Annotated in this window: 20 protein-coding genes; 9 read left to right on the forward strand and 11 right to left on the reverse strand. The window is 70.4% G+C overall.

Features of this window, described 5'->3' with window-relative positions; translation table 11 throughout:
* Positions 1–691: 691 nt before the first annotated feature.
* The gene (gene dnaA, locus NHG27_RS11050; protein WP_193719485.1) at positions 692–2,125 is read right to left on the reverse strand and encodes a chromosomal replication initiator protein DnaA; all 1,434 of its coding nucleotides are present in this window, start codon (positions 2,123–2,125) and stop codon (positions 692–694) included.
* 457 nt (positions 2,126–2,582) lie between these two features.
* Between dnaA and rpmH the strand changes: the two genes are divergently transcribed.
* The 8 genes from rpmH (at position 2,583) to NHG27_RS11090 (ending at position 9,333) form a co-directional block, all read left to right on the forward strand.
* Positions 2,583–2,720 carry a 50S ribosomal protein L34 gene (gene rpmH / locus NHG27_RS11055; RefSeq protein WP_010849920.1) on the forward strand — a complete coding sequence of 46 codons (138 nt, stop codon included), beginning with the start codon at positions 2,583–2,585 and terminating at the stop codon, positions 2,718–2,720.
* A 6-nt stretch (positions 2,721–2,726) separates the two neighbouring features.
* Positions 2,727–3,092 (forward strand): ribonuclease P protein component, encoded by a 366-nt coding sequence (gene rnpA, locus NHG27_RS11060; RefSeq protein ID WP_193719484.1) that lies wholly within the window; start codon positions 2,727–2,729, stop codon positions 3,090–3,092.
* An 83-nt stretch (positions 3,093–3,175) separates the two neighbouring features.
* Entirely contained in the window at positions 3,176–3,406 is a 231-nt protein-coding gene (gene yidD / locus NHG27_RS11065) for a membrane protein insertion efficiency factor YidD (protein WP_193719524.1), read from the forward strand.
* 59 nt (positions 3,407–3,465) lie between these two features.
* Positions 3,466–4,530, forward strand: a complete 1,065-nt coding sequence (yidC, locus tag NHG27_RS11070; RefSeq protein ID WP_497016329.1) for a membrane protein insertase YidC — start codon at positions 3,466–3,468, stop codon at positions 4,528–4,530.
* Between the two features lie 73 nt (positions 4,531–4,603).
* Positions 4,604–5,125 carry a Jag family protein gene (locus tag NHG27_RS11075; protein WP_497016330.1) on the forward strand — a complete coding sequence of 174 codons (522 nt, stop codon included), beginning with the start codon at positions 4,604–4,606 and terminating at the stop codon, positions 5,123–5,125.
* Between the two features lie 903 nt (positions 5,126–6,028).
* Positions 6,029–6,709, forward strand: a complete 681-nt coding sequence (gene rsmG / locus NHG27_RS11080; RefSeq protein ID WP_193719481.1) for a 16S rRNA (guanine(527)-N(7))-methyltransferase RsmG — start codon at positions 6,029–6,031, stop codon at positions 6,707–6,709.
* A 366-nt stretch (positions 6,710–7,075) separates the two neighbouring features.
* Positions 7,076–8,086: a ParA family protein gene (locus tag NHG27_RS11085; RefSeq protein WP_497016369.1), complete on the forward strand. Its 1,011-nt coding sequence runs from the start codon at positions 7,076–7,078 to the stop codon at positions 8,084–8,086.
* Positions 8,083–9,333, forward strand: a complete 1,251-nt coding sequence (locus NHG27_RS11090; protein WP_497016331.1) for a ParB/RepB/Spo0J family partition protein — start codon at positions 8,083–8,085, stop codon at positions 9,331–9,333. The genes NHG27_RS11085 and NHG27_RS11090 overlap by 4 nt, the downstream gene beginning before the upstream one ends.
* A gap of 88 nt (positions 9,334–9,421) precedes the next feature.
* Here the strand turns inward: NHG27_RS11090 and NHG27_RS11095 are convergent, their stop codons facing one another.
* The 8 genes from NHG27_RS11095 to NHG27_RS11130 form a co-directional block, all read right to left on the reverse strand.
* Positions 9,422–10,486, reverse strand: a complete 1,065-nt coding sequence (locus NHG27_RS11095; RefSeq protein WP_497016332.1) for a D-alanine--D-alanine ligase family protein — start codon at positions 10,484–10,486, stop codon at positions 9,422–9,424.
* A gap of 53 nt (positions 10,487–10,539) precedes the next feature.
* Positions 10,540–11,871, reverse strand: coding sequence for an aminotransferase-like domain-containing protein (locus NHG27_RS11100; protein WP_497016333.1), 1,332 nt, complete (start codon positions 11,869–11,871; stop codon positions 10,540–10,542).
* 164 nt (positions 11,872–12,035) lie between these two features.
* The gene (trxA, locus tag NHG27_RS11105; RefSeq protein ID WP_193719479.1) at positions 12,036–12,362 is read right to left on the reverse strand and encodes a thioredoxin; all 327 of its coding nucleotides are present in this window, start codon (positions 12,360–12,362) and stop codon (positions 12,036–12,038) included.
* Positions 12,359–13,405: a thioredoxin-disulfide reductase gene (gene trxB / locus NHG27_RS11110; protein WP_193719478.1), complete on the reverse strand. Its 1,047-nt coding sequence runs from the start codon at positions 13,403–13,405 to the stop codon at positions 12,359–12,361. The genes trxA and trxB overlap by 4 nt, the downstream gene beginning before the upstream one ends.
* Before the next feature lie 140 nt (positions 13,406–13,545).
* A complete protein-coding gene (locus NHG27_RS11115; protein WP_497016334.1) occupies positions 13,546–15,480 on the reverse strand; it encodes a protein kinase family protein in 1,935 nt (644 codons plus the stop codon).
* 59 nt (positions 15,481–15,539) lie between these two features.
* Entirely contained in the window at positions 15,540–17,393 is a 1,854-nt protein-coding gene (gene murJ / locus NHG27_RS11120) for a murein biosynthesis integral membrane protein MurJ (RefSeq protein ID WP_321575337.1), read from the reverse strand.
* Entirely contained in the window at positions 17,390–19,618 is a 2,229-nt protein-coding gene (locus NHG27_RS11125; protein WP_497016335.1) for a DUF6049 family protein, read from the reverse strand. The genes murJ and NHG27_RS11125 overlap by 4 nt, the downstream gene beginning before the upstream one ends.
* On the reverse strand, positions 19,615–20,274 hold the full coding sequence (locus NHG27_RS11130) for an NUDIX hydrolase (RefSeq protein ID WP_497016336.1): 660 nt from the start codon (positions 20,272–20,274) through the stop codon (positions 19,615–19,617). The genes NHG27_RS11125 and NHG27_RS11130 overlap by 4 nt, the downstream gene beginning before the upstream one ends.
* 123 nt (positions 20,275–20,397) lie before the next feature.
* Between NHG27_RS11130 and NHG27_RS11135 the strand changes: the two genes are divergently transcribed.
* The gene (locus NHG27_RS11135) at positions 20,398–21,876 is read left to right on the forward strand and encodes a CCA tRNA nucleotidyltransferase (RefSeq protein ID WP_456093951.1); all 1,479 of its coding nucleotides are present in this window, start codon (positions 20,398–20,400) and stop codon (positions 21,874–21,876) included.
* A gap of 118 nt (positions 21,877–21,994) precedes the next feature.
* Here NHG27_RS11135 and NHG27_RS11140 read toward each other — a convergent pair whose 3' ends face one another.
* Positions 21,995–23,530: an MDR family MFS transporter gene (locus NHG27_RS11140; RefSeq protein WP_497016337.1), complete on the reverse strand. Its 1,536-nt coding sequence runs from the start codon at positions 23,528–23,530 to the stop codon at positions 21,995–21,997.
* Positions 23,531–23,743: 213 nt separating this feature from the next.
* A complete protein-coding gene (locus NHG27_RS11145; RefSeq protein ID WP_193719472.1) occupies positions 23,744–25,081 on the reverse strand; it encodes an MFS transporter in 1,338 nt (445 codons plus the stop codon).
* Between the last annotated feature and the right edge of the window lie 128 nt (positions 25,082–25,209).

Genomic DNA, 25,209 nt, shown 5'->3' on the forward strand with positions numbered 1-25,209 from the left:
ACAAGGTTGTGGGGGAGCGCGGCCTCCACCTGATCTGTACACAGCACAGAGTGCCCTGTACACAGCCTGTTGGGGACGCAGGACCACCGATCTGGGGACGATCGAGGGTGAGTGGTGGACATACCCCCAGGCGCTGTGGACAACCATGGGGACGACGTCGTATCCACAGCTACTTGTACACATCGGTTCCGACAGCCTGTGCATCCTCGCGGACGGCTCAGCCAGTTGTGAACAGGGTGAGCGACGTCGTCGGGGCGTCTGTGCACAGTGTCGAGCGCCGGACGAGATTTCATCCACAGTTAAGCCGCATAAGGTGCATAACAGACCCTGGACGTGCGACGACGCGCGTGGACCCCGTCGTCACACAGGGCTGACGGCCGGCGAACCTGGGCCGTCCTTGCGTCCCGGGATCGGGACGTCCCGGGACCGGACCAGACGAGCGCGGCGCGGGGTGACCTCGGGACGGGGAGACGGTGCGGGGCCGCGCTGGACGGCGCTGGTTCGCGCTAGACCGCCAGGCGGTCACCCCACGACGAGGAAGGAGCTGCGGAGGCGCTACGTCAGCACGGCAGGGCGACGGACGGAGGAGCCCGCGGCACACGGCTCCAGGCCGGACCGGGACAGGAGCCGCGGGCACGTGGCCAGGCCTCGCCTCTGCCGGCCTGGTCCCCCGACGAGCACGGGACGAAGGTCAGCCCCGGTGCTGCTGCTTGATGCGGCTCGTCAGCTCGGTCACCTGGTTGTACGTCGAACGACGCTCAGCCATCTGCTCCGTGATCTTGCGATTCGCGTGCATGACCGTCGTGTGGTCGCGTCCACCGAACTGCTGGCCGATCTTGGGCAGGGAGAGGTCGGTGAGCTCGCGGCACAGGTACATGGCGATCTGGCGCGCGGTCACCAGCACACGCGAGCGCGAGCTGCCGCACAGATCTTCTATGGTCAGACCGAAGTAGGCCGCGGTCTGCGCGATGACGCTCGCCGGGGTGATCTCCGAGGCGTCGTCGTCGGTGATGAGGTCCTTGAGGACGATCTCGGCGAGCGCCAGGTCCACCTGCTGCCGGTTCAGGTTCGCGAACGCCGTGACTCGGATCAGCGCACCCTCGAGCTCGCGGATGTTCGTCGAGATCTTGGACCCGATGTACGACAGGACGTCGGTCGGGACCGCCAGGCGCTCGCTCGCCGCCTTCTTGCGGAGGATCGCGATACGGGTCTCGAGGTCCGGAGGCTGGACGTCGGTGATGAGGCCCCACTCGAACCGGCTGCGCAGCCGGTCCTCGAAGCCGTTGAGCTGCTTGGGGGGCAGGTCCGAGGTGATGACGAGCTGCTTGTTGGCGTTGTGCAGCGCGTTGAACGTGTGGAAGAACTCCTCCATCGTCTGTTCCTTGCCCTGCAGGAACTGGATGTCGTCGATGAGGAGGACGTCGACGTCGCGGTAGCGCCGTTGGAACGCCCCTGCCTTGCCCTCACCGATCGAGTTGATGAAGTCGTTCGTGAACTCCTCCGAGTTCACGTACCGCACGCGCACGTTGGGGTACAGGTTGTGCGCGTAGTGCCCGATCGCGTGCAGCAGGTGGGTCTTGCCCAGACCGGACTGGCCGTAGATGAACAGCGGGTTGTACGCCTTGGCGGGTGCCTCCGCGACGGCGACGGCGGCCGCGTGGGCGAACCGGTTCGACGAACCGATGACGAAGGTCTCGAAGATGTACTTCGGGTTCAGCCGGGTCGGCTCGGCGTGCGGGCGCTGTTGCGCCGGGGCGGGGAGCATCCGCTCACGCTCGGGCTCGACGCGCACGGGCATGGGAAGAGGCTGGTCCGGCACGCTCGCCGTGAGAGCGGCGGGCGAGGGGGGCTCGGCCGCGAGCTCGGGGTCGACCGTGATCCCGAACCGGACGTCCCGGCCGAGGGCGCCGGCCATCGCCGAGACGAGCTCGTCCCGGACCCGGGTCTCCAGGTAGGTTCGCGTCTGCTCGTGCGGCACGGCGATGAAGACGGTGTCGTCCAGGATCGCCAGAGGCTTGGCAAGCTTGATGAACGCGATCTGCCGCGGCGTCATGTCGGGACTGGCCTCGAGGACGGCGATGGTCTGGGCCCAGACGTCAGCGATGTTCTCGTCAGGGTTGGACACCAGGTGATTCCTTCGTCGTCGGGCGGGGCGTGATGCGGGGGGATCAGTCTGGAGTGTGCCACGCCGGCACGTTATCCACATAGTTTTCCACAACCTGTGGGGATGCTCGGAAGCACTCCGGCCCTCTCGGGCCTGCTGCGCCGTCGGCGCACGCCAGGCGGTCTGGTGCCCCGGCCGGCGCCCACGGTCCCATGACCAGGGTAGACGTATCGCCTGCTGCGCGACATATCATGACAGGCTCGGCGCTGAGTACCTGGGTTTGACCCGAGGGGGGTCCCCGGCGTAACGTCATACAGCCGTTCCAGGTACTTTCGCGCGCCCTCACGGGGGCGAATCCACGGACTGATCGTGGCGGGTACACGGGCGGCTGGGATGCAGAACTGCATCTCTTCCAGCTGTAGCACTGCATCGTCGAGGACATAGACGGTGTACCTCCCCGACGTTCTTGGAGTACCTCGTGAGCAAGCGGACTTTCCAGCCGAACAACCGGCGCCGTGCGAAGACCCACGGTTTCCGGCTGCGTATGCGCACCCGCGCCGGCCGCGCCATCCTGGCAGCCCGTCGTCGCAAGGGCCGCGCCGAGCTCTCTGCCTGACAGCAGGTGCTACCCGCGGCGCACCGCTTGCGCCGTTCCGTAGATTTTGAGCGGGCGGTGCGACGTGGCGTGCGCGCGGGACGATCGACCGTGGTGGTTCATCTCGCCCAGGATCCTGGGGGAGAAGAACCACCACAGGTCGGTTTTGTCGTATCCAAGGCCGTCGGCAACGCGGTTCACCGCAACCAGGTGAAGCGGCGCCTGCGCGCTGCGTCCTCGGCGTACCTCGAAGCGCTGCCCCCACGGACACGGGTCGTCGTGCGAGCCCTCCCGGCCTCCGCCGACAGCGACTACTCCCGGCTCGAGCAGGACCTCGCGTCCTGCCTCGCGCGAGCAGTGGCCCAGTGGGACCGCCGGAGGGCCGAGCCGTGAGCGCGACCGCCCAGGTGGACCGCCCCGCGGTCGCCTCGCCCGGGTGGGGCGTGCGGTCGTGGCGGTTCGTCCGGCGAGTTCCGATGCTCGTGCTCGTGGGGCTCATCCGGGGATATCAGAGCGTGATCTCCCCGATGACCGGTCCCACCTGCAAGTACTACCCCTCGTGCTCGCAGTACGCGCTCGTCGCGATACGACGACACGGTGCGTTGCGCGGAGTACGGCTCGCCGTGTGGCGGCTGCTGAGATGCAATCCCTGGAGCAAGGGAGGCGTCGACGACGTCCCCGAGGCGCCGAGGAAGCACTCGCACTAGTCCTCCTGCCGGCGACGTCGGTCAGGACCCAGTTTGTTGAAGGTTAGGGAGTAGTACGGATGGACTTCTTCGCGTTCCTCGCGCCGATCGAGTGGGCGGTCGCGTGGATCATGTACCTGTGCCACCAGGGGCTCGTGTTCCTGGGCATGGGCGACGGACCGGGGCTCGGCTGGGTCTTCTCGATCGTCGGGCTCGTGATCATCATCCGTATCCTCCTGATCCCGCTGTTCTTCAAGCAGATCAAGGCCTCCCGCGGCATGCAGATGCTGCAGCCCGAGATGCAGGCGATCCAGAAGAAGTACAAGGGCAAGTCCGACCCGGCGTCCCGCGAGGCCATGAGCCGCGAGACCATGGAGCTCTACAAGAAGCACGGGACCAACCCGTTCGCCTCCTGCCTGCCGATCCTGCTGCAGTCGCCGATCTTCTTCGCCCTGTTCCGCGTGCTCAACGGCCTGGTGCCGATCTCCAACGGCGACGCCAAGGCGATCGGGCCGATCGACGCGAGCGTCGCGAGCGACATCGAGAGCTCATCGCTCTTCGGTGCGCACCTCTCGGACATCTTCCTCAAGACCGACGACGTGCAGGCGAAGATCGTCATCGGCGCCCTCATCGTCGCGATGTGCGCCACGACGTTCTTCACGCAGCGTCAGCTGACCATGAAGAACATGCCGAAGTCGGCCCTCGAGGGCCCCATGGCGTCGACGCAGAAGATGATGCTCTACGTCTTCCCCTTCATCTTCGCCGTCTCGGGCGTGAACTTCCCCGTTGGTGTCCTCGTCTACTGGACCACTACCAACCTCTGGTCCATGGGCCAGCAGTTCTACACGATCAAGCGCATGCCGGCCCCGGGCTCCGAGGCCGAGCGCCTCATGAAGGAGCGCAAGGCACGCAAGGCGGCGGCCAAGGGCATCGTCGAAGATGCGGCCCCCGTCATCGAGCAGCCCCGCGGCCAGCGGCAGCAGCCCAAGCGCAAGGATCGCCGGAAGCCGGGCACTCCCCGCGTGATCACGGGAACCACTGCGCCCGCGGACCAGGTCGAGGACGCGCCCGTCACCGACGAGACCGACGGTCAGCCCAAGGGAACCGGCTCGGGTTCCTCGAAGCCGAAGAAGCCGAAGAAGTAGCCCCAGTCCTGTTCCGAGAGCACCGAGGATCCTTCCCGACCCGGGTTCTCCCGACCACCTCCAAGGAGTCAGCATGTCGTCGACCGACGCACCCGCTGCCGAAGACCAAGCGCCCGACGAGATGACGCGCCTCGAGGAAGAGGGCGAGGTTGCTGCTGACTACCTCGAGGAGTTCCTCGACATCGCAGACCTCGACGGGGACATCGACATCGACATCGACCACGGTCGTGCCGCGCTCGAGATCGTCGCCGACGAGCCCGCCTCGCTGCGCCACCTGGTCGGCAAGGAAGGGGAGGTCCTCGACGCGCTCCAGGAGCTCACCCGCCTGGCTGTCCAGGCCCGGACGGGCGAACGAAGCCGACTGATGCTCGACATCGCCGGTTTCCGGGCTCAGCGCAAGGTCGAGCTGACCGAGATCGCGACCACGGCCATCGCGACCGTGCGCGAGTCGGGTGAAGAGCTCTCGATGGAACCTCTCAACGCCTTCGAGCGCAAGGTCGTGCACGACGTCGTCGCGGCCGCGGGGCTCACGAGCGACTCTCGGGGGACGGACCCCGAGCGATACGTCGTGATCCGGCCTGCAGACGCCTCCTGATCGTCCGCACCACAGACGGCCGCCTGATGTTTCACGTGAACCATCTGGCGGCCGTTTCTCTGTGCGACGGGGGAGCGGCGATGCCACGGGGGCGAGGGGCTTCCGCGTGTGCGCGGGCAGGGTCGACGACGGACGGCGGGCTACGCCGGGGAACAGGGCTCGCTGAGCGCCATGCGGCACCCCTGCGGGGGCCGCCGTCCGCAGCCTCTCTCTGAGCAATGGTGGCCCCGGTCGAGGGTCCCTGACGCGCCCATCAGATCCAGCGGGGGACTGACGATGCTCGACGGTTCGCTGGGTGGCGACAGGGGCCGACAACCCGGGTCTCGTGACGACTGGGCGACCGGCGCTGTCCAGCGTCCGGCGTTGGCGCGCCCGGGCGCTGCGTCGTCAGTTCCGGGTCCTGTGCGCCGAGTGCCGATTGCCCTCCGCCGCGTGCGACGGTCCGTGTGCCACGGTCCGCGTGACGCGTGCAGGGCGCCAGGTCGAGCACAGCGGCAGTACCCATCGGCTGTCATCCGTGGTGTCTCACGAGGGAGCCGGGGCAGATGTCCGATGGCCGTCGAGCCGAGTGGTCGGCGGCCCGCACGCCCGACGACAGTGATGCACCGTCCAGGTCCGGGGGGACCGGTTCGACTCACGTGTCGGGCTGGTCTGTCCGCGGCGCGTTCCGTGATGCCGCCGGGGTCCCGTCCCCGACGGACGCTGCCCAAGGGAGCGGTCACGGACCGGACGTCGGCACGGGAGGCAGATGCGAGTGATTGAACGAGACGGTCGTGGACGCGACGCAGTACCGGGAGTGGGCATTCCGCCGTGTGGCCGCGAGACATGACACCATGGGGTGCCAGGCTGTCGGTGAGGAACCGACGTTTGCCGGTGAGTACTCGAGTATCGAAAGAGGAGTAGATGGCCAACGAGACGAGCGACGCTGCTGAGAGCGATGTTTCACGTGAAACACTCGCCGATTCGCCGGAGGTGAAGACCTACTTCGGCAGCGCGTACCCGCTTGTCGCTCGGTTCGCCGAGATGTTGCGCGATCAGGGCGAGCTCCGGGGGCTGATCGGTCCTCGCGAGGTCTCGCGCATCTGGGACCGGCACATCCTCAACTCTGCGGCGGTCGTCCAGTTCCTTCCTGAGACCGGCACCATCGCCGACATCGGATCTGGGGCCGGACTCCCGGGCATCGTGATCGCCGCGATGCGACCGGAGGCCGAGGTCCTGCTGATCGAACCGATGGAGCGCCGGTGCGTCTGGCTGTCCGAGGTGATCGAGGAGCTCGGCCTGGCCAACGTCGAGGTGAAGCGCGGTCGTGCCGAGGAGTATCACGGCGCGTTCCAGTGCGAGGCCGTCACCTCGCGTGCGGTCGCTGCCTTGGAGAAGCTTGCCCGGATGTCGCTCCCGTTGGTGGAACGCGGGGGAGAGATGGTCGTGCTCAAGGGGCGCAACGTCACGCAGGAGATCGAGCCCGCGCGCAAGGTGCTTCGGAAGTACAAGACCGAGGAGCCGGAGATTCTGGAAGCGTTCAGCATCGAGGGCGTCGAGCCCACCACCGTGCTCCGCGTCCGGCGGACACCGGCCCAGTTCTGAGCGTTGCGTCCGGATCGCGCCTCGCCCGCCTCGCTCGCCGAACCACCCGATGTCCAGCGGGACTGATCACACCACCAGTGGTGCGCAGCACATAGGGTGGCTCGGGGAAGTGGTGCGTCGACGCATGGTCTCGGGTAGCCAGAACCCCGGCACGACACGCGTTCGACGGTCCACGAATGAGGCTGCCACGGAGCGCATGCTGTAGTAGGTCAAGTGAGGGAGATGGGCGTGACGGAGAGTTCCGACGAGCAACAGGACGGTCCGGGCCAGGCGCAGGACAGGATGAGCCTGAGGGATGTTTCACGTGAAGCCCCTGTCGACTCGGTGTCCTCGTCCCGCTTCGATCAGGACCGCCGGGAAGCCCTGATGGCGAGCCTTCCGGAGATGGACGAGGACACGCCGCTCGCCGCGCAGCTCACCATCGATGCGCGTCGTCGGATCGACCTTCAAGGGCGACGGTTCCCACGTCCGGCGTCGACGCGCGTCATCACGATCGCGAACCAGAAGGGCGGAGTCGGCAAGACGACCACCACGGTCAACTTGGCTGCCGGCCTGGCGCAGGCGGGTCTGAACGTGCTCGTGATCGACAACGACCCGCAGGGGAATGCCTCGACCGCGTTGGGGGTCGAGCATCGAGCAGGCACGCCCTCGGTCTACGAGGTGCTCGTGGACGGCGCACCCCTGTCCTCCGCGGTGCAGCAGTGCCCCGACCTCCCGAGCCTGTGGTGCGTACCGGCGACGATCGACCTGTCGGGCGCAGAGATCGAGCTCGTGTCCTTGGTTTCACGTGAAACACGGCTTCGCAAGGCTGTGGACGACTTCCTGGCCGAGCGCGTCGAACAGGGCCTCGAGCCCATCGACTACGTGCTGGTGGACTGCCCTCCGAGCCTGGGGCTGCTGACGGTCAACGCCTTCGTGGTGGGCCGCGAGGTGCTGATCCCCATCCAGTGCGAGTACTACGCACTGGAGGGACTCAGCCAGCTCCTCAAGACGATCGAGCTCATCAAGGCGCACCTGAATCCGCAGCTCCACGTCTCGACCATCTTGCTGACCATGTACGACGGTCGGACCAACCTGGCGCAACAGGTTGCCGCCGAGGTCCGCGAGCACTTCCCCGAACAGACTCTCAAGACGTCGATCCCTCGCTCGGTGCGGATCTCGGAAGCGCCGAGTCACGGTCAGAGCGTCATCACCTACGACCCGAGCTCCACGGGCGCCTTGGCCTATCTCGAAGCAGCGCGGGAGGTTGCCGACCGCGGTCGTCCTCAGCCTTTGTCTGTTCAACCCGTCGACGGAGCGTCTCGCAACGTCTCGCGGCAGAACTACCTCGCCGAGCGATGGGCAGTGCTGCCTAGCTATCAGGAGGATGCACGATGAGTGAGAAGCGCCGTGGACTCGGCCGTGGACTCGGGGCGTTGATCCCGACGAGTCCTGAGCGAGAGCGCCCCGTGGACGTGTTCTTCCCCTCGGCACCGCGCGTCGCCGAGGCAGGTGGTCAGCGGGTCGCCGTCGAAGCCGGGGGAGCGGAGCCAGCGGAGCCCGCTACCTCCGTGCTCACGATCGAACGGCCTGAGGCGGACTCGCCGACCTCGCTGCCCGCGGACGTGGAGACGGAGCCTGAGGCGGCCTCCCCGAAGGATGCGGCGGGCCCGGGGAAGGACACGCAGGAACCGGAGGAGTCGACAGCAGAGGAGACGGACTCCACGGTTCCTGGTGAAGCGGAGGCGGATGTTTCACGTGAAACCCCGCAGTCGAGCAGCGAGGACACGGCGCCGGCAGAGGACGGCCTCCTGCCGGTCCCTGGTGCGACCTTCGCCGAGCTGCCCGTCGGGCTGATCCGGCCGAACTCTCGACAGCCGCGCACGGTCTTCGACGAGGGTGAGCTCGACGAGCTCGTCGGTTCGATCCGCGAGATCGGGGTTCTTCAGCCGGTCGTGGTTCGCCGCGACCCCGAGAACGCCGGCGGGTACGAGCTCATCATGGGTGAGCGTCGGTGGAGAGCGACGCAGGCCGCCGGCCTCGACGTGATCCCCGCGATCATCCGCGAGACCGAGGACGCAGACCTGCTGCGCGACGCGCTCCTCGAGAACCTCCACCGCAGCGCCCTGAACCCCCTGGAGGAGGCGGCCGCGTATCGGCAGCTCCTCGACGACTTCGGGTGCACCCATGAGGAGCTCGGCAGCCGAATCTCCCGGAGCAGGTCGCAGATCTCCAACACCCTCCGTCTGCTGCGCCTTCCGCCGCTGGTCCAGCGACGGGTGGCTGCGGGAGTGCTGTCGGCGGGTCACGCTCGCGCCCTCCTGGGGCTGACCGACGGCGCGGAGATCGAACGCCTCGCACAGCGGATCGTGTCCGAGGGGCTCTCCGTGCGGGCCACCGAGGAGATCGTCGCTCTCGGGGGACTGGACGCCAAGCGCCCGGTCGAGCGGACGCCCCGTCCGGGGCAGCGCAGCGCAGCGATCGACGAGCTGGCCTCGCGTCTCTCCGACAGGTTCGAGACGCGCGTCAAGGTCGACCTGGGGAAGAACAAGGGGCGCCTGACGGTCGAGTTCGCGTCGGTCGAGGACCTCAACCGGATCCTCGATCTCATGGCCCCCCAGGATCCTGGCCTGTTGCGGCGGTAGCCGCCAGGCGTCACCAGCGTTTCACGTGAAACATCGGCCCCGATGAGCAGCTGCTCATCGGGGCCGATGTCGTACGAGGCCGAGGCGTCTACCGCGAGGCTGTCCGACGGTTGACGCCCTGCGTCACGATCGCCCGGTAGAGCTCTCCGAGGTCACGGCCCGCCGCCTGCGCGGCCTGGGGGAAGAGCGACGTCTCGGTCATCCCAGGTGCGACGTTCACCTCGAGGAACTGGGCATTCCCGTCAGCGTCGACGATGAGGTCCGTCCGGGACAGGCCTCGAAGGCCGAGCGCGACATGAGCACGGACGGCGACGTCCCCGACGTGACGGGCGATCTCCGGCGTGAGTCGTGCGGGCGCGTAGTACCGGGTGCGGCCCGGGTTGTACCGTGCGTCGTAGTCGTACGTGCCGTCGGTGACGATCTCGACGGCGGGAAGCGCCTCGGGTCCGTCAGGTCCGTCCACCACGCTCACGGCGATCTCCGTGCCCTCGACGGCACGCTCGATGAGGGCGATGTCGCCGTAGGAGAAGCAGTCCACCATGGCGCGGGGGAGGTCCTCTGCGCGACGGACGAGCGTGACCCCCAGAGCGGAGCCCCCGCGGGTGGGCTTGACCACGAGAGGCAGGCCCAGGCGCCCGACGACGGCGTCCAGCACCGGCTGCGCACCCAGCTCCCGGAAGAGGCTCTGGGGCAGCGTGACGTAGTCCGGGGTGTCGATGCCGGCGCCGAGCACGACGTTCTTCGCGATCGGCTTGTTCCAGGCCGCGCGCGACGCGCGGGGGCCGGTGCCGACGTAGTCGATGCCGAGCAGCTCCAGCACGTCGCCGATCGAGCCGTCCTCACCGCTCGCGCCGTGCAGGAGCGGCCAGACGACGTCGGGCTTGATCTCGTCGAGGAAGGGGAGGAGCGACGCGTCGACGTCGTGGACGAAGACCTCGATCCCCGTTCCCCGGAGGGCGTCAGCGACGCGGCGTCCGGAGCGCAGCGAGACCTCCCGCTCGTGCGACAACCCGCCCGCGAGCACGACGACACGCTCGACCGGACGTCGGTCCGGTCCGGTGGTCCCCGTGTCGCCGACGGGGGTCGGGAGGTCGGCCGAGACGTTCTCGGTGGCTTCCTCGGTGACGGTCAGTGATTCCGCAGCGGTGCCCACGGTCTTGGTCCTCTCGACGTTCAGCGGGGTTCTCGCACGAGCAGGGGTGGCGCTCACGCGAGGTTGGGGCCAGGGTTCTCGACGTCCGTCAGGTCCGGGTCCTGAGTCCCTGACGTCCCGAACAGGTCGACGAGGTCTCGCTCGGCGGAGACGACCCCGGCGAACCGGCGCACGCCCTCCCTGATGCGCTCCGGCGTCGGGAAGCAGTACGAGAGGCGCACATGGTCCGCCCCCGTGCCGTCGGCGTAGAACGCCGTGCCGGGGACGTAGGCGACGCGAGCGGTCACGGCCCGCGGAAGCATGGACCGTGCGTCGAGCCCGTCCGGAAGCTTCACCCAGGTGTAGAACCCGCCGTCGGGGACGTTCCAGGACGCCGACGGGAGGTACTCCGAGAGGGCGCCGATCATCGCGTCGCGTCGCTCGCGGTAGAGCTCACGGAACTGCTTGATCTGACCCTGCCAGTCGCAGGTCTCCAGGTACGTCGCGATCGCGAGCTGGGACGCGTTCGACGGGCACAGGATGGCCGACTCGCTGGCCAGCACGAGCTTCTCGCGGACCGCGTGCGGCGCGACGACCCACCCGACCCGGTAGCCCGGCGCGAACGTCTTGGAGAACGAGCCCAGGTAGAGCACGCCCTGGTCGTCGAGCGACCGCATGGCCGGCAGCGGGTCGCCGTCGAACCCCAGCAGGCCGTAGGGGTTGTCCTCGATCACGAGGACCCCGAACCGCTGCGCGATCTCGAGGATGCGGGGGCGCCGCTCGGCCGAGAGTGTCACACCGGCAGGATTGTGGAAGTTGGGCACGGTGTACAGGAGCTTGACGCGGCGGCCCTCGGCAGCGAGCCGCGTCAGCGTCTCCTCGAGAGCCTCCGGGACCAGCCCGTGCTCGTCGAGCGGGACGTGGACGATGTCGGCCTGGTAGGACCGGAAGACACCGAGCGCCCCGACGTAGCTGGGAGCCTCCGCGACGATGACGTCGCCGGGGTCGATGAAGATCCGTGTCACGAGGTCGAGCGCCTGCTGGGATCCGGTCGTGACCACGACGTCGTCCGGGTGGCAGTCGATGCCCTCGAGTCGCACGACGTCGACGATCTTCTCGCGCAGCGACTCGTCTCCCTGACCCGAGCCGTACTGCAGGACCGTGGTCCCGCGCGTCGCGACGAGCTTCTGCATGGCGTCGGCGATGACGTCGAGCGGGAGTCCTTCGAGGTAGGGCATGCCGCCGGCGAGCGAGACGACCTCGGGGCGATTCGCGACCGCGAACAGGGCGCGAATCTCCGACGCTCGCATCCCGTGCGCTCGTTCGGCGTAGGCGCCGAACCAGGGGTCGAGGCGGGTGCCGCCTGAAGCGGCAGACTGAGCGGGGTGCGTCGGTGTCGTGCTCACGATCCCCAGTCTCGCACGACGGATCGGGGGAAACAGTGAAGGGGCCGCTCCCCGGACGGCGGCCGGCCCGTGCCGTCCGGCCTGGCTCCGACGACGAAGGGCGGCCGGTCCGACGAGACCGGCCGCCCCAGGGCGTGCTGCGTGTCGCGAGCCGCGACGGTGGATCAGGCGATCAGCGCGTCGATCTCCTCGGCGAGGATGCGCTTGGGACGACCACCGACGATGGACTTCACGAGCTCGCCGCCCGAGTAGAAGTTGAGCGTCGGGATCGAGACCACGCCGTAGGCCGCGGTGATCGCGGGGTTCTCGTCGGAGTCGAGCTTCGCGATCTTGACCTTGCCGGCGTACTCACCGGCGAGCTCCTCGAGGATCGGGGCGATCTGGAGGCACGGACCGCACCAGGTCGCCCAGAAGTCCACGATGACGGGGATGTCGGACTCGAGGACCTCGGTCTTGAACGTGTCGTCGGTGACCTTGACGGTGTTGGTCATCGGATCTCCTCCAGTGCGCGGGGCAGCTCCTCCGGTGCGGGGGAGTCGGGGGTGCCGGCGATCTCCGGCAGTCCCTTCTCGGTCTCGACCGCATCGACGAGCTCGGTCAGGTAACGCTGGGCGTCGAGAGCCGCGGAGCAGCCCGAGCCGGCGGCCGTGATGGCCTGGCGGTACGTGTGGTCCACGGCGTCGCCGCACGCGAACACGCCCTCCAGGTTGGTCGCGGTGGTGCGCCCGAGGACCTTGATGTAGCCCTCGTCGTCCAGGTCGACCTGCCCCTTGACGAGCTCTGAGCGGGGGTCGTGCCCGATCGCGACGAACAGGCCCGTCGCGTCGATCGAACGCTCCTCGCCCGTGACCGTGTCGCGCAGCGTCAGGGACTCGACCTTGTTCTCGCCGTGGATCCCGACGACCTCGCTGTTCCAGGCGAACTCGATCTTGGGGTCGGCCTTGGCACGGTCGGCCATGATCTTGGAGGCGCGCAGCTCGTCACGGCGGTGCACCATCGTCACCTTGGACGCGAAGCGGGTCAGGAACGTGGCCTCCTCGACGGCCGAGTCCCCGCCGCCGACGACCACGATGTGCTGGTCGCGGAAGAAGAACCCGTCGCACGTCGCACACCAGGAGACACCGCGGCCGGACAGGCGCTTCTCGTCCTCCAGGCCCAGCTCGCGGTACGCCGAGCCGGTCGCCAGGATCACGGCGCGTGCCGTGTAGGTCTCACCGTTCCCGGTGACCACGGTCTTGACGGGACCGTCGAGCTGCAGCTCGATCGCGTCGTCCCACTCGACCTGCGCACCGAAGCGCTCGGCCTGCTTCTGCAGGTTCTCCATGAGCTCAGGACCCATGATCCCGTCGGGGAAGCCGGGGAAGTTCTCGACCTCGGTCGTGTTCATCAGCGCGCCACCCGCGGTGATCGAACCCGCCAGGACCAGGGGCTCGAGGCCTGCGCGAGCGGCGTACACGGCGGCCGTGTACCCGGCGGGGCCCGAACCCACGATGATGACGTTCCGCGGCGCGGTCGTGGGGGTCTGTTCCGTCACGTGTACTCCTCAGTGGTGGGTGGTGCACCGGGTCCAACGCCACGAGGCGTCGTTCTGTTCCGGTGGCACCGGCGGCAGGATGGCTTCAGGACGTTCGGCCGCACCGGGTGGCTGCGCCGACCAGGGCGCAGCCACCCGGGTCAGTAGACCGTGACCTCGTTGAGCTCGACGCGGAAGAACCCGTCCGCGGTCGGCGGGAGCTCCGTGAACATGAGGACGAAGGTGGTGCCCTCGGTCGCGGGGTCGAGCTCCAGCTCGACCGTGCCCGACAGGTCGGAGGACGCGAGAACCTCGTCGCCGGCCTTCCCGTCGTCGGTGACCGCGCGGACCTCGACGTGACCACCGGTGTTGTTCGTGCTCAGCACGATGCGCTGCACCGTGGCGGGCTCCTCGAGCGTCACGGTGTAGCCCGTCCGGGACTTCTGGCGACCGAAGTCGGCAGACTTGTACGAGTACGTGAACCAGTACGTGGAGTCGTCGCCGTCGATCGCGCGCGGGACCGCCTCGGGCTTCTCACCGACGTCGTTCGGGTCGGTCACGTCGGGGTCGAGGAGCCCACCCGAGGCGATCGCGAGGGGCTCGGTGTTCACGACCACCTCGTCGCCGTCGTCGTCCCCCGAGGCGTCCGTGGACGTCCCCGAGCCCTCGGAGGTCGTCCCGCCCTGGCCGGCGTTCGGCGTCACGACGGGGTCGAAGCCCTGCAGCCCGATCTTCACGCCCCAGACCACGGCGACGACGACCAGGAGCAGCACGATGGGCATCACGACCCAGGTGGTCCGGACCCCGCGCTTCTTGGCGCTCGTCGTGGCGAAGGGACCCGTGCGTGGAGCGCCCTCCGCGGCGGCGGCCGTGGGCTGCGCCGGGGGCGGCGGCACGGGGAGGGGCGGCGGCGCGGTGGGGTACTGCCCGGTGGGTGCAGCGTGCGTCGGGTAGGAGCCCGTGACCGGTGCGGTCGGGACCACGGGCGCAGCCGCGTAGGCCGGGGCCGGGTCGGCGTACGTGGGGGCGGGGTAGCTTGCCCCGTCGGGCAGGGTCGAGGCACCGGTCAGGGGGACGCGGTGGATCCGCCCCGTGGTCGGGCGGTGGAACGGGACGGCGGGCGGCGGCGTCCCCGGCGGGGTCGACAGCGGGACGTCGAACGCGTTCCGGATGGACTGGCGGCTGACCCGGTTCGCGGCGGGCGGTGCGGGCGGCGGTTGGACGAACGTCGGCAGCGCAGCGACCACGGACAGCGCGCCCCAGGGCTCGAGCGCGCTGACCAGGTCCGCGGGGGACGAGGGGGGCGCGTTCAGGCTGTCGAACTCCTGGGTGTCGTCGTTCGTCGTGGACGAGCCGCCCGTCGCGGACGACGAGCGTGGCTCCTCGTCGGCGAGCACCGCGGCGCACAGGTCCGACAGGTCGGTGGGCGCGCCGGGGACGAGCGTCGCGAGCGGGACGATGCCGGAGGCGTCGCGCTGCGCGGGCAGCGGGTGGACGGAGTCCGGGCTGATCCACGGGACGTCGAGGCTGGGGCCGGCCCAGCGCGCCGTCATGGCGTAGTACAGGAGCGCGACGAGACCGACGGTGTCCGTGCGTGAGGTCTTCTCGGCGTCGTGCTGGTCCTGCCCGCTGATGCCCGCGTCGAGGCCGAGGCCCGTCACGACGACGCGGTCGCCGTCGACCCGGAGGGCCTCCGGGCGCAGTGCCAGGTGGTGGACGCCGCGTCGTCGGGCGACCTCGAGCGCCGCCGCCGCCTCGCCGACGATGGCGCGGGCCTGCTGGGCGTCCACGATCCCGCCCGCGACGACCTCGGACAGCGTGATGCCCGCAAAAGGCTCGGTGATGACGTACGCGACACCGTCGTCGGTGCCGACGTCCAGGACGCGGGTCAGGCGCGGGTCGGCGACCAGCGCAGCGCGCCGCGCCGAGTCGATGGCCTCCGCGACGTGCTCACCGGTGACGAGCGAGACGCGCACGGTACGGTTCAGCACCGAGTCGTGCGCGGACCAGGCGGTGACGTCGACCAGGTCGCTCGCCAGCCGTTCGGCCAGCAGGTAGCGCCCCACCAGTGTCGTGCCGGGTCCTGCTGTGGTCACCTGCCCACCTCGAACTTCCTTGCCGTCGACATCTTCCCCCCACATGGTACGGGCGTCCTCTATCTCGGGGCCGGGCGTCGCCGCCCGAGCTTGCGGAGCAGCGGGTCGGCGAGCTGGTCGAGCTCGCGGACGCGCATGACCTTGAGACCGCCGATGTACACGGCGGTCATGACGATCCCGACGACTGTAGTGACCAGGGCGGCACGGAGCCACGACAGTCCGTACAGGTCGCCGAAGAGCTGGAGGACCCCCCAGCCGGCTGCGGCGCTGAGCCCCGCGGCGAGGACGGTCTTGACGTGCATCCGGACGATCCGGAAACCGTCGAGCCCGTGGAGTTTGCGACGCAGCCCCGCGGTCCGCAGCAGGACCGCGACGACGTTCGAGATCGACATGGCCGCGCCGACCCCGACGACCCACCAGACAGGGTCGAGGGTGCGCGTCGCGAGCCACGCGACGCCGACGAGGGCGATCGTCGCGGGGACCTGGATCCAGAAGACGGTCCGGCCGTCCTCGTACGCGTAGTAGACCCACTTCATGAGGACCATGCCGCCGAGCGGGACCAGGCCGAAGGCCATCGCGACGAGGATCTGGCTGACCGCCACGGCGCTCGAGGGCGTGACGTTGATGAGCAGGAGCTTGGTGATCGGGAGGGCGAGGATCGCGAACACCGCGGTCGCGAACACCGTGAACACGCCCACCGTCCGCACACCGCGGGAGAGGTCGTGCCGGACGCGGGCGTAGTCGCCCGCTCCCGCAGCGGCGCTCATCCCCGTGAACAGGGCCGTCGCGATCGACACGGTGACGAGCGAGTGCGGCAGCAGGTAGATCATGAGCGCCTGCGTGTAGGCCGCGTTCCCCGCGACCGCGAAGACCTCGGGTGCCCCGGTCACGACCCCGGTCACGATGCCGCTCGCGATCGGGTCGCCCTCGTACGCCCCGAACGTCTCGCGGAGCGCGGCGGCGGGGGCGCTCGACGCGAACTGCGTGGTGAACAGGACGCCGACCTGCTCGAGGATGACGGCGCCGAACGTCCAGATCGCGACCTGCCCGGCGGAGCGCAGCCCGATGCCGCGCAGGCCGAGACGGAAGTGCCACCGGAAGCCGGAGCGCCACAGCGGCACGAGCAGGATGAGCGCCTGCGCGGCGACGCCGAGGGTCGCCGTGCCGGCGAGCACCGCGATCTTGGCGCCGTCCCAGGTGCCGAGGTCGTCGGCCGCTCCCGTGGCGTAGGGGCCGTAGATCGCGATGAAGGCGCCGAACCCGACGATCGAGACGACGTTGTTGACGACCGGGGCCCACATGAACGGCCCGAACTGGCCGCGCGCGTTGAGGACCTGCCCGAGCAGGGTGTAGAGCCCGTAGAAGAAGAGCTGGGGTGTGCACCAGAACGCGAACGCGACCGCGAGGGAGAACTGGGCAGAGCCCCAGCCGTCCGTGTAGAGCGACACGATCACGGCAGCGCCCGCGGTGAGGACGAGGCTCAGCCCGAGGATCAGGGTCCCGGACAGCGTCAGCAGCTTGTCGAGGCGTTCCTGCGGGTTCTTGGAGCGGTACGCGCGGACGATCTGCGGGACGAGGACGGCGTTGAGCACACCCCCGGCGAGGATCGCGAACAGCACGTTGGGGATCTTGTTGGCGACGTCGAACGCGTCCGCGGCCAGACCGGTCGTCCCGATCGCGGTCACGAGCAGGACGTTGCGGACCAGTCCGAGCACGCGTGAGACGGCGGTGCCGGAAGCCATGAGGGCCGAGCTCCGCCCCAGGCTGCTCGTCGCCCGCGCCGGGGTGGGTGCGTCGGCGGTGGTGGCGGACCCGTCCTCTGCGGGAGCGGTGCCGGACGGCACGGCGGGCGTGCCGTCGTCGGGTCGGTCGCGGCGCGTGCGCGCGGCTCCCGCTGGGCGTACGTGCTTCACCCGGCGTCGCCCCTCGTGCCCGACGGCGCGGCCGCACCCCGGGCGGTCGGCACGCCTGCGGCGGGCGTCAGCTCGGCGACACGGCGCGGCGAACGACCACGACGGATCGTGCGCCAGATCCCGCCGACCAGCAGGAGCGCGACGAGCCCGGCGAAGATCGCCGTCCCCGTGTTCTCCCACTCGGCGCGAACCTGCACCACGAACTCCGAGGGCGGGGACACGACCGTGCCCGCCGGGACGCTGAGCAGCTCGACCTCGACGCTCACGTCACCGCTGCCGATCGCCTGGACCGGCACCTTGAAGTCCGTCTCGGTCCCCGGCGCGACCGTCCCCACGGGGAAGGAGACGACCTTGAGGAGCCCGCTGTCGGGTCGGAGCGCGACCTGCACGGTGACGGGCTGGTCCAGGGTGTTGCGGACCCAGACGGGAAGGTTGCCCGACGTGTTGATGAGGGTGACGTCCAGGCCGCGCGGGACGATCGACACCGCGGACCGGATCACCGCGGCGTCCTGGACGGCCGTGCCGACGGCCTTCCTGCGGTCGTCGGGACGGTTCCGGTAGGCGACCGCGGTGGGGACCACGAGCGCGGGCTCGGCGCTCTGGACGATGGGCGCCGGGTCCGTGGCGATCGTCGCGAACGTCGCGACCTGGGTCCGGGCCCGCTGGAGGGCGTCCATCTCGGACGCGGGCAGGGCGTCCTCGTCGGTCGACGACTCGGGCAGGGCCGTCCGTGGGACGTCCGGGACCGGGGAGTCGAGGAGGTCCTGGACGGGGGCGACGTCGACCCACGGCACGGTACCCAGGGTCTCGAGGACCGTCGCGAGCGCGCCCGGGTCCGGGTCCCACGACCGCGGGAGGGCGATGAGGACGTGGCGCGAGTCCGTCGGTCGTTCGGACGCGACGACGGCCGTCTCGGCGAGCAGCCGCTGCAGGCCGTCTGCCGTGGACGGCTCCTCGGCGCCGGGCTCGAAGCGGGTCGCGTCGACGAGGACCTGGCCGAGGGTGTCGTCCGCGACGAGCGCCGTCGCCGGACCGGCGTCGGTCTGCACGGTGGCGAGCGCGGTCGGGGTGTAGCTCACCGAGATCTCGGGGGTGAGCCCGTCTCCCCGGACGACCACCAGGGGTGAGCCCGACTGGACGCTCGTGCGCACGGTCGCGAGGTCGGGGACGTCGTCGGCCGGGTAGGTGAGGTCGGTCCGCCACGCGGGGTCAGTCGCGACGGCCCCCGGCAGGGGGATCGTGGGGGCAGGGAGGAGCGCGCCCACCTGGGCGTAGGCCGCGGCGTCGGGGTCGTAGGGGCGCAGGCCGAAGACGGTCCGCCCGGCGGTCCCGTCGTGCAGCTGCGCTGCCCACGCGACGGAGTCGGCGTCCGACGACGTCTCCGCGGCAGCGACGAGGGCCGGGTCGACGGCCCACGAGATCACGGGGTCTCCCGCGGTGGCGGCCAGGAGGCGGCTCAGCCGCTGGTCGGGCCGGAGCGCCTCGTCCACCGCCCGGACGTCGACCGTCGACTGGATCTCGGTGCCGGTGTCGGCCGTGCTCTCCAGGAGGCCCAGGGCAGGCCCCGTGACGGGCGCGACGACGCTGACGCGGACGGGCAGCGGGGCCTGCGACTCCTCCCACAGGAAGAACGAGCGCAGGACGTCGAGGCGCTCGCCGCCGTCGGTCACGGTGACGGAGAGCGGGCGGGGACCCCAGCTCGAGCCGGGCTCGAGGTTGAAGTCGTCGGCGGCGACCGTGAACGTGACCGTGGCGTCGCGGCCCGGGCCGAGGGGGTCGAGGTCTTCGACGGCCATGCGCTCGGCGGACTGCTGCGAGGTGGGTGCGTCGGCCCAGGCCTCGAGCGCGGACCGGCTCGTCACGGTGCGCCAGCTGACCCCGAGGGTCGCCTGGGGGTCGTCGATCGTCTCGTCGGTGCCGTTGTGGACCTTCACGGCGACCGTGACCGTGTCGCCGGGCCGGACCGTGGTCGGGGTCATCGACACGAGGGTCGTCGTCACCGCCCCGGTGGACCCGGCCGTGTGGGTGTCCGTCGAGGTGCCGGTCGAGACCGGCGTCGCGGTCGGTGCCGTGGCGAGAGCCGTCGAGGGCACGACGGAGAGGCCGAGCAGGAGCAGCGCGGCCAGGAGACCGCGGGCAGGCCTGCCCGCGGACGAGAACGGTCTGCGCGGTGCCGGACGGCGGGTCGGCGTGCGGGGCGCGCCGCCGGAGAAGTGGGAGCTCATGGAAGGTCGGTCGGGTTCCGTGGGTCGTCGGGTGCCGGCCGGCTGGTACGGACGACGGTGCGAGTCACGGTACCCCGGAAGCGGGCGCCCGTGCGTCGTCCTCGCAGGACGTCGTGGGCGACGGCCGCGAGACGCCGTTCGTTGGGGTAGGACAGGCGGTCGGAGAGGTCCTCGAAGGGGATCCAGGCCACGTCCTCGGCCTCGCCGTCGGGGTCGCCCTCGACCGTGAGGCGACCGCCGGTCGCCCGGAGGAGGAAGTGGTGGACGACCTTGTGGACGCGGCGGTCCTCGCCGGTGAACCAGTAGTCGATGATGCCGAGCGGGACCTGGACGACGCCCGTGATCCCGGTCTCCTCCGCGATCTCGCGGACGGCCGCCTCCTCCGGCGTCTCCTCGCCCTCGAGGTGCCCCTTGGGCAGGCACCACTCGAGCCGACCGCCGCGGTTGCGCCGCGCGATGACCGCGGCCCGGTAGAGCCCTTCGAAGGTGTCGACGACCAGCCCACCTGCGGAGATCTCCTCGACGACGGGCAGCGGCGCGGTCGGGGCGGGCGACGGGTCGGGGGGCCGCGCGGTGTCCGGGTCGATCCGCAGCGCGTGCCCACCGGGCGGCGCTGGTACACCGCGATGGTCCGGAGAGTGCGCTGGGGTGGACATGACCCAACATTACCGAGTGTGGAGTCCCGGCCTGATCTGGCACGCTTGGATGTCGTGCCCACTCCTTCCCAGAACTCTCCCGTCCCCGATCCTCTCGCGCTGCCCGCCGAGGGGTCCCGCGGGGTGCCGACGACGCCCGAGCAGCTCGAGCTGCTGCGCCGTGCGCTCGCGGTCCTGACCGAGATGGCCCCGGCCGCGATCGAGCTGGGTGAGCTGTTCCGTGAGGCCGGCCACGAGCTGGCGCTGGTCGGCGGCCCGGTCCGCGACGCGTTCCTGGGGCGCGCGAGCAACGACCTCGACTTCGCGACGTCGGCCGACCCGGACCAGACGCAGGCCCTGCTCGCGGCGTGGGGGGACGCGCACTGGGACATCGGCAAGGAGTTCGGCACGATCGGTGCCAAGCGTTTCGCGCCCAAGGGCAGCCCGCGGGGCACGGGGGAGCTGGTGGTCGAGGTCACGACCTACCGGACGGACGAGTACGACCCGGCGTCGCGCAAGCCGCTCGTGGCGTTCGGCGACACCCTGGTCGGCGACCTGTCGCGACGGGACTTCACGGTCAACGCGATGGCGGTCCGGGTCCCGGAGATGCTGTTCGTGGACCCGCACGACGGCCTCGCGGACCTCGCGCTGGGTGTCCTGCGCACCCCGATCGCCCCCGAGCGCTCGTTCGACGACGACCCGCTGCGCATGATGCGGGCGGCGCGCTTCGCCGCCCAGCTCGGGTTCGACGTCGAGCCCGCGACCCGTGCCGCGATCGTCGACATGGCCGCACGCATCGAGATCGTCTCCGCCGAGCGGGTGCGCGACGAGCTGACGAAGCTCCTGCTGTCCGACGCCCCGCGCAAGGGCCTCGAGGTCCTCGTCGACACGGGCCTGGCGGACCACGTCCTGCCCGAGCTCCCGGCGCTGCGCCTCGAGATCGACGAGCACCACCGGCACAAGGACGTCTACCAGCACTCGCTGACCGTCCTGGAGCAGGCGATCGCCCAGGAGACCGGGCCCGACGGCGCGGTCCCCGGCCCGGACCTCGTCCTCCGTCTCGCGTCGCTCCTGCACGACATCGGCAAGCCGGCCACGCGCCGGTTCGAGCCCGGCGGCGGCGTGAGCTTCCACCACCACGAGGTCGTCGGGGCCAAGCTCACCGCGAAGCGGCTCAAGGCGCTGCGCTTCGACAAGGACACCGTCAAGCAGGTGTCCCGCCTCGTCGAGCTGCACCTGCGCTTCCACGGCTACGGCGAGGGGGAGTGGACCGACTCCGCCGTGCGCCGCTACGTGACCGACGCCGGGCCGCTCCTGGAACGCCTGCACCGCCTGACCCGCGCGGACTCGACGACGCGCAACAAGCGCAAGGCGCAGCGGCTCTCCGACGCCTACACGGACCTCGAGCAGCGCATCGAGCGGCTCCGTGGCGAGGAGGAGCTGGCGTCGATCCGTCCCGACCTCGACGGGCAGCAGATCATGGCGATCCTGGGCATCCCGCCGGGCCCGGAGGTCGGGCAGGCCTACAAGTTCCTCCTGGAGCTGCGTCTCGACCGGGGGCCCCTCGGTGAGGACGCGGCACGCGAGGAGCTGTTGACGTGGTGGGCAGCGCGCGAGGCGTGACCGACCAGGGGTCGTGACCACGGACCCCGCACGGCGTCCCGACGCGCGAATGGCGGGCACCCACGGTGCCCGCCCTTCGCGCCTCCCGTGCCCGGTCCGCAGGGACCGGGACGGAGCGTCAGCGGCGCTCGGCCGCCTCCCCGACCCCTTCGAGGACCGGGGCGTCCTGCGTGACGGACGCGGCGCCGTCGGGCACGGTGTCCGTGGGCTCCTCGGCCGCGGGCCTGCGCAGCAGGAACGACAGCGCGACCGCGACCAGCATGACCACCGCGCCCCAGACGAACGCCGTGGACACACCGTCGGCCAGGGCGACCCGGGCGGTGGCACCCTCCGCCGCCCGGGCGACCTCGCGCGACGTCATGACCGCGACGAACAGCGCCGTGCCCGCGGCACCCGCGAGCTGCTGGACCGTGCCGATCATCGCGCTGCCGTGCGAGTACAGCGACGGCTTGAGCGACGAGAGCGCCCCCGTGAACAGCGGCGTGAACACGAACGCCAGACCCAGGCTCAGGACCACGTGCGCGCCCAGGACGAACCACGGTGACGTCGTCGCGCCGACCGTCGTCAGCGTCGCGAGCGAGACCGCGACCGCGCTCAGCCCGGGCAGGACCAGGGGCCGCGGACCGATGCGGTCGTACAGGCGGCCGACCGTCGGGCCCAGCAGACCCATGATCAGCCCGCCCGGCAGCATCAGCAGACCCGTGAGCACGGGCTCGAGGCCCAACGCGGTCTGCAGGTACAGCGGCAGCAGGATGATCGACCCGAACAGCGCGATCATCGCGACCGACATGATGCCGAGCGACACCGTGAAACCGCGCGAGGAGAACACGCGCAGGTCGAGCAGCGCGGCGTCGCGACGCTGGAGCACGAGCTGGCGCGCGACGAACAGCGCGAGCGCCACCGGCCCGACGACGAGCGGGATCCACACCGGCACGGCCGGGGTGGCGCGTGCCGCCTCGCCCAGGTTGGACAGGCCGAAGACCAGCCCGCCGAACGCCAGCACGGCCAGGAACAGCGACAACGGGTCCAGACGGGTGTGTGTACGGTCGGCCGAGTCCTTGACGTACTTCGCGCCGAACGCGAGGGCGACGAGAGCGATGGGCAGCACGAAGCCGAAGATCCACCGCCACGACAGGGCCTCGAGCACCAGTCCGGACAGCGTCGGGCCCAGGGCCGGCGCCGCCGCCATGACGATCGCGACGTTGCCCATGATGCGGCCGCGCGCGCTCGGCGGGACCAGCGTCATGATCGTCGTCATGAGCAGCGGCATCATGATCGCCGTGCCCGACGCCTGCACCACGCGAGCGCCCAGCAACCAGCCGAAGCCGGGCGCGAACGCCGCGAGGGCCGTCCCAGCGCTGAACAGGGACATCGCGAGCAGGAACGCGCCACGCGTGCCCAGCCGCTGCAGGAGGAAACCCGTCGCGGGGATGACGACCGCCATGGTCAGCATGAAGGCCGTGGTCAACCACTGCCCGGTCGTCGCCGTGATGCCCATCTCCTCCATGAGGTGGGGGAGCGCGACGCCCATGGTGGTCTCGTTGAGGATGACGACCGAGGCCGACACGAGCAGGAGCGCGATCACGAGGAAGTTCTCGCGTGACAGCTTCTCCGGGGTGCGTAAGGACGGGGCGGTGCTCTGAGGTACCTGCATGTGCTCTCCTGTGGGGTCGGTGCGCACGCGACTGAGGACAGCACGCAGCGAGGAACGGGGGGAGCGCCGGTCGTGATGTCGTACGCCCTACGAGAACGACGCTCATCCATCCTCGGATATTCCCCCCGGTCCTGACGACTCCTTTTCCGGGCACGACTCATCGGTCGCTCTGCACCGCGAGATCGCGGCGCCCGGCGCGAGGGGCGGGCCGGCTCAGCCTGCCGTGGTCCGCTCGTCGGAAGGTCCCGCCGGGAGGCGAGCGACGTCGTCGGGCCCCGCGGCGTGCCGCGCCCCGAACCGGCCGAACACCACAGCCGCCGCGACGTACGCGACCGCGAGCACCACGAAGACCGGGCGCGAGTACCCCGAGTCCGGCAGCGTGAACGCCGCGAGGGCAGCGGCCCCCACGAACGCGGCGTTGTACAGGACGTCGTAGAACGCGAACGCGCGACCCCGGTAGGCGTCCGCGGTGTCCCGCTGGACGATCGTGTCCACCGCGATCTTGGTCGCCTGCGCGGCCAGGCCCAGGAGCAGCGCCCCCGCGTAGACGACGGTGCGCGACGGCGTCGTCGCCAGCAGCAGCTGGCTCACCGCCGCCAGGCCCAGCATGAGCGCGATCCACAGGTGCGGGCCCGTGTACCGCGACACCGTCGGGGTCAGGACGACGGCCAGCGCACCGCCCGCCCCCGTGAGCCCCACGACCGTCGCGAACGTCGCCAGCCCCGCGTTGGTGTTCCCCGGGTCCGACAGGAGGTTGCGCGAGATGAGGATCGACGCGATGAACGTCACCCCGTACAGGAACCGGTGCGTCGCCATGACCATGAGGGCCTGACCCGGCGTGCGGCGCGCCACGAGATAGCGCGCACCGTCCGCGAGCCCGCGCGCGACCTTCGCGATCTCAGTCGTGATCGCGGCCTCGGCAGGCTTGTCCGGGCCCAGCAGCCCGCGCGACATGCGCAGCGCCAGCAGAGACGCCAGCCCGAACACGACCGCCGCGCACACCAGCGCGACCGAGTCCTTGACGCGGCCCGGCTCGAACGTGAGGCTCAGCAGGAAGCCGATGCCGCCGCCCACGAAGGCCGCCGCGGCACCGAGCGTCGGCGTCAGCGAGTTCGCCGTGAGGAGCAGCGGCCCGTCGACCACGCGCGGCAGACCCGCCGACAGGCCCGCGAGCAGGAACCTGTTGACCGAGAGCGTCGCCAGCGCCAGGACGTAGATCCACGGCGTCACGCCCGTGGTCAGCATCAGGACGGCGGTCGCGGCCGTCAGGACCACGCGCACCGCGTTGCCCCACACCAGCACCTGCCGCCTGCTCCAGCGGTCCAGGAAGACCCCCGCGAACGGTCCCACGATCGTGAACGGAGCCAGCATCACCGCGAACGCCGCAGCGATCGAGGCTGCCGTGCCCTGGGACTCCGGGGAGAAGAAGAGGAGCGACGCCAGCCCGACCTGGAACATCCCGTCCCCCGCCTGGCTCACCAGACGGACGGCGAAGAGCTTCCTGAAGTCGCGCAGCCGAAGCAGGACGCCGAGTTCCGAGATCACACCCACCGGTTCAGGGTATGCGGTGGCGGGAGGGATCCACGCCCCGGGCCGGGAGGGCTGAACCGTGAGGCGGGTGGTCCGGTACGAGACAGGTGCCCCGGACACGGCCCGAACCACCAGTCTCGTACGGGACC

Source organism: Oerskovia sp. 140933, from assembly GCF_059651515.1.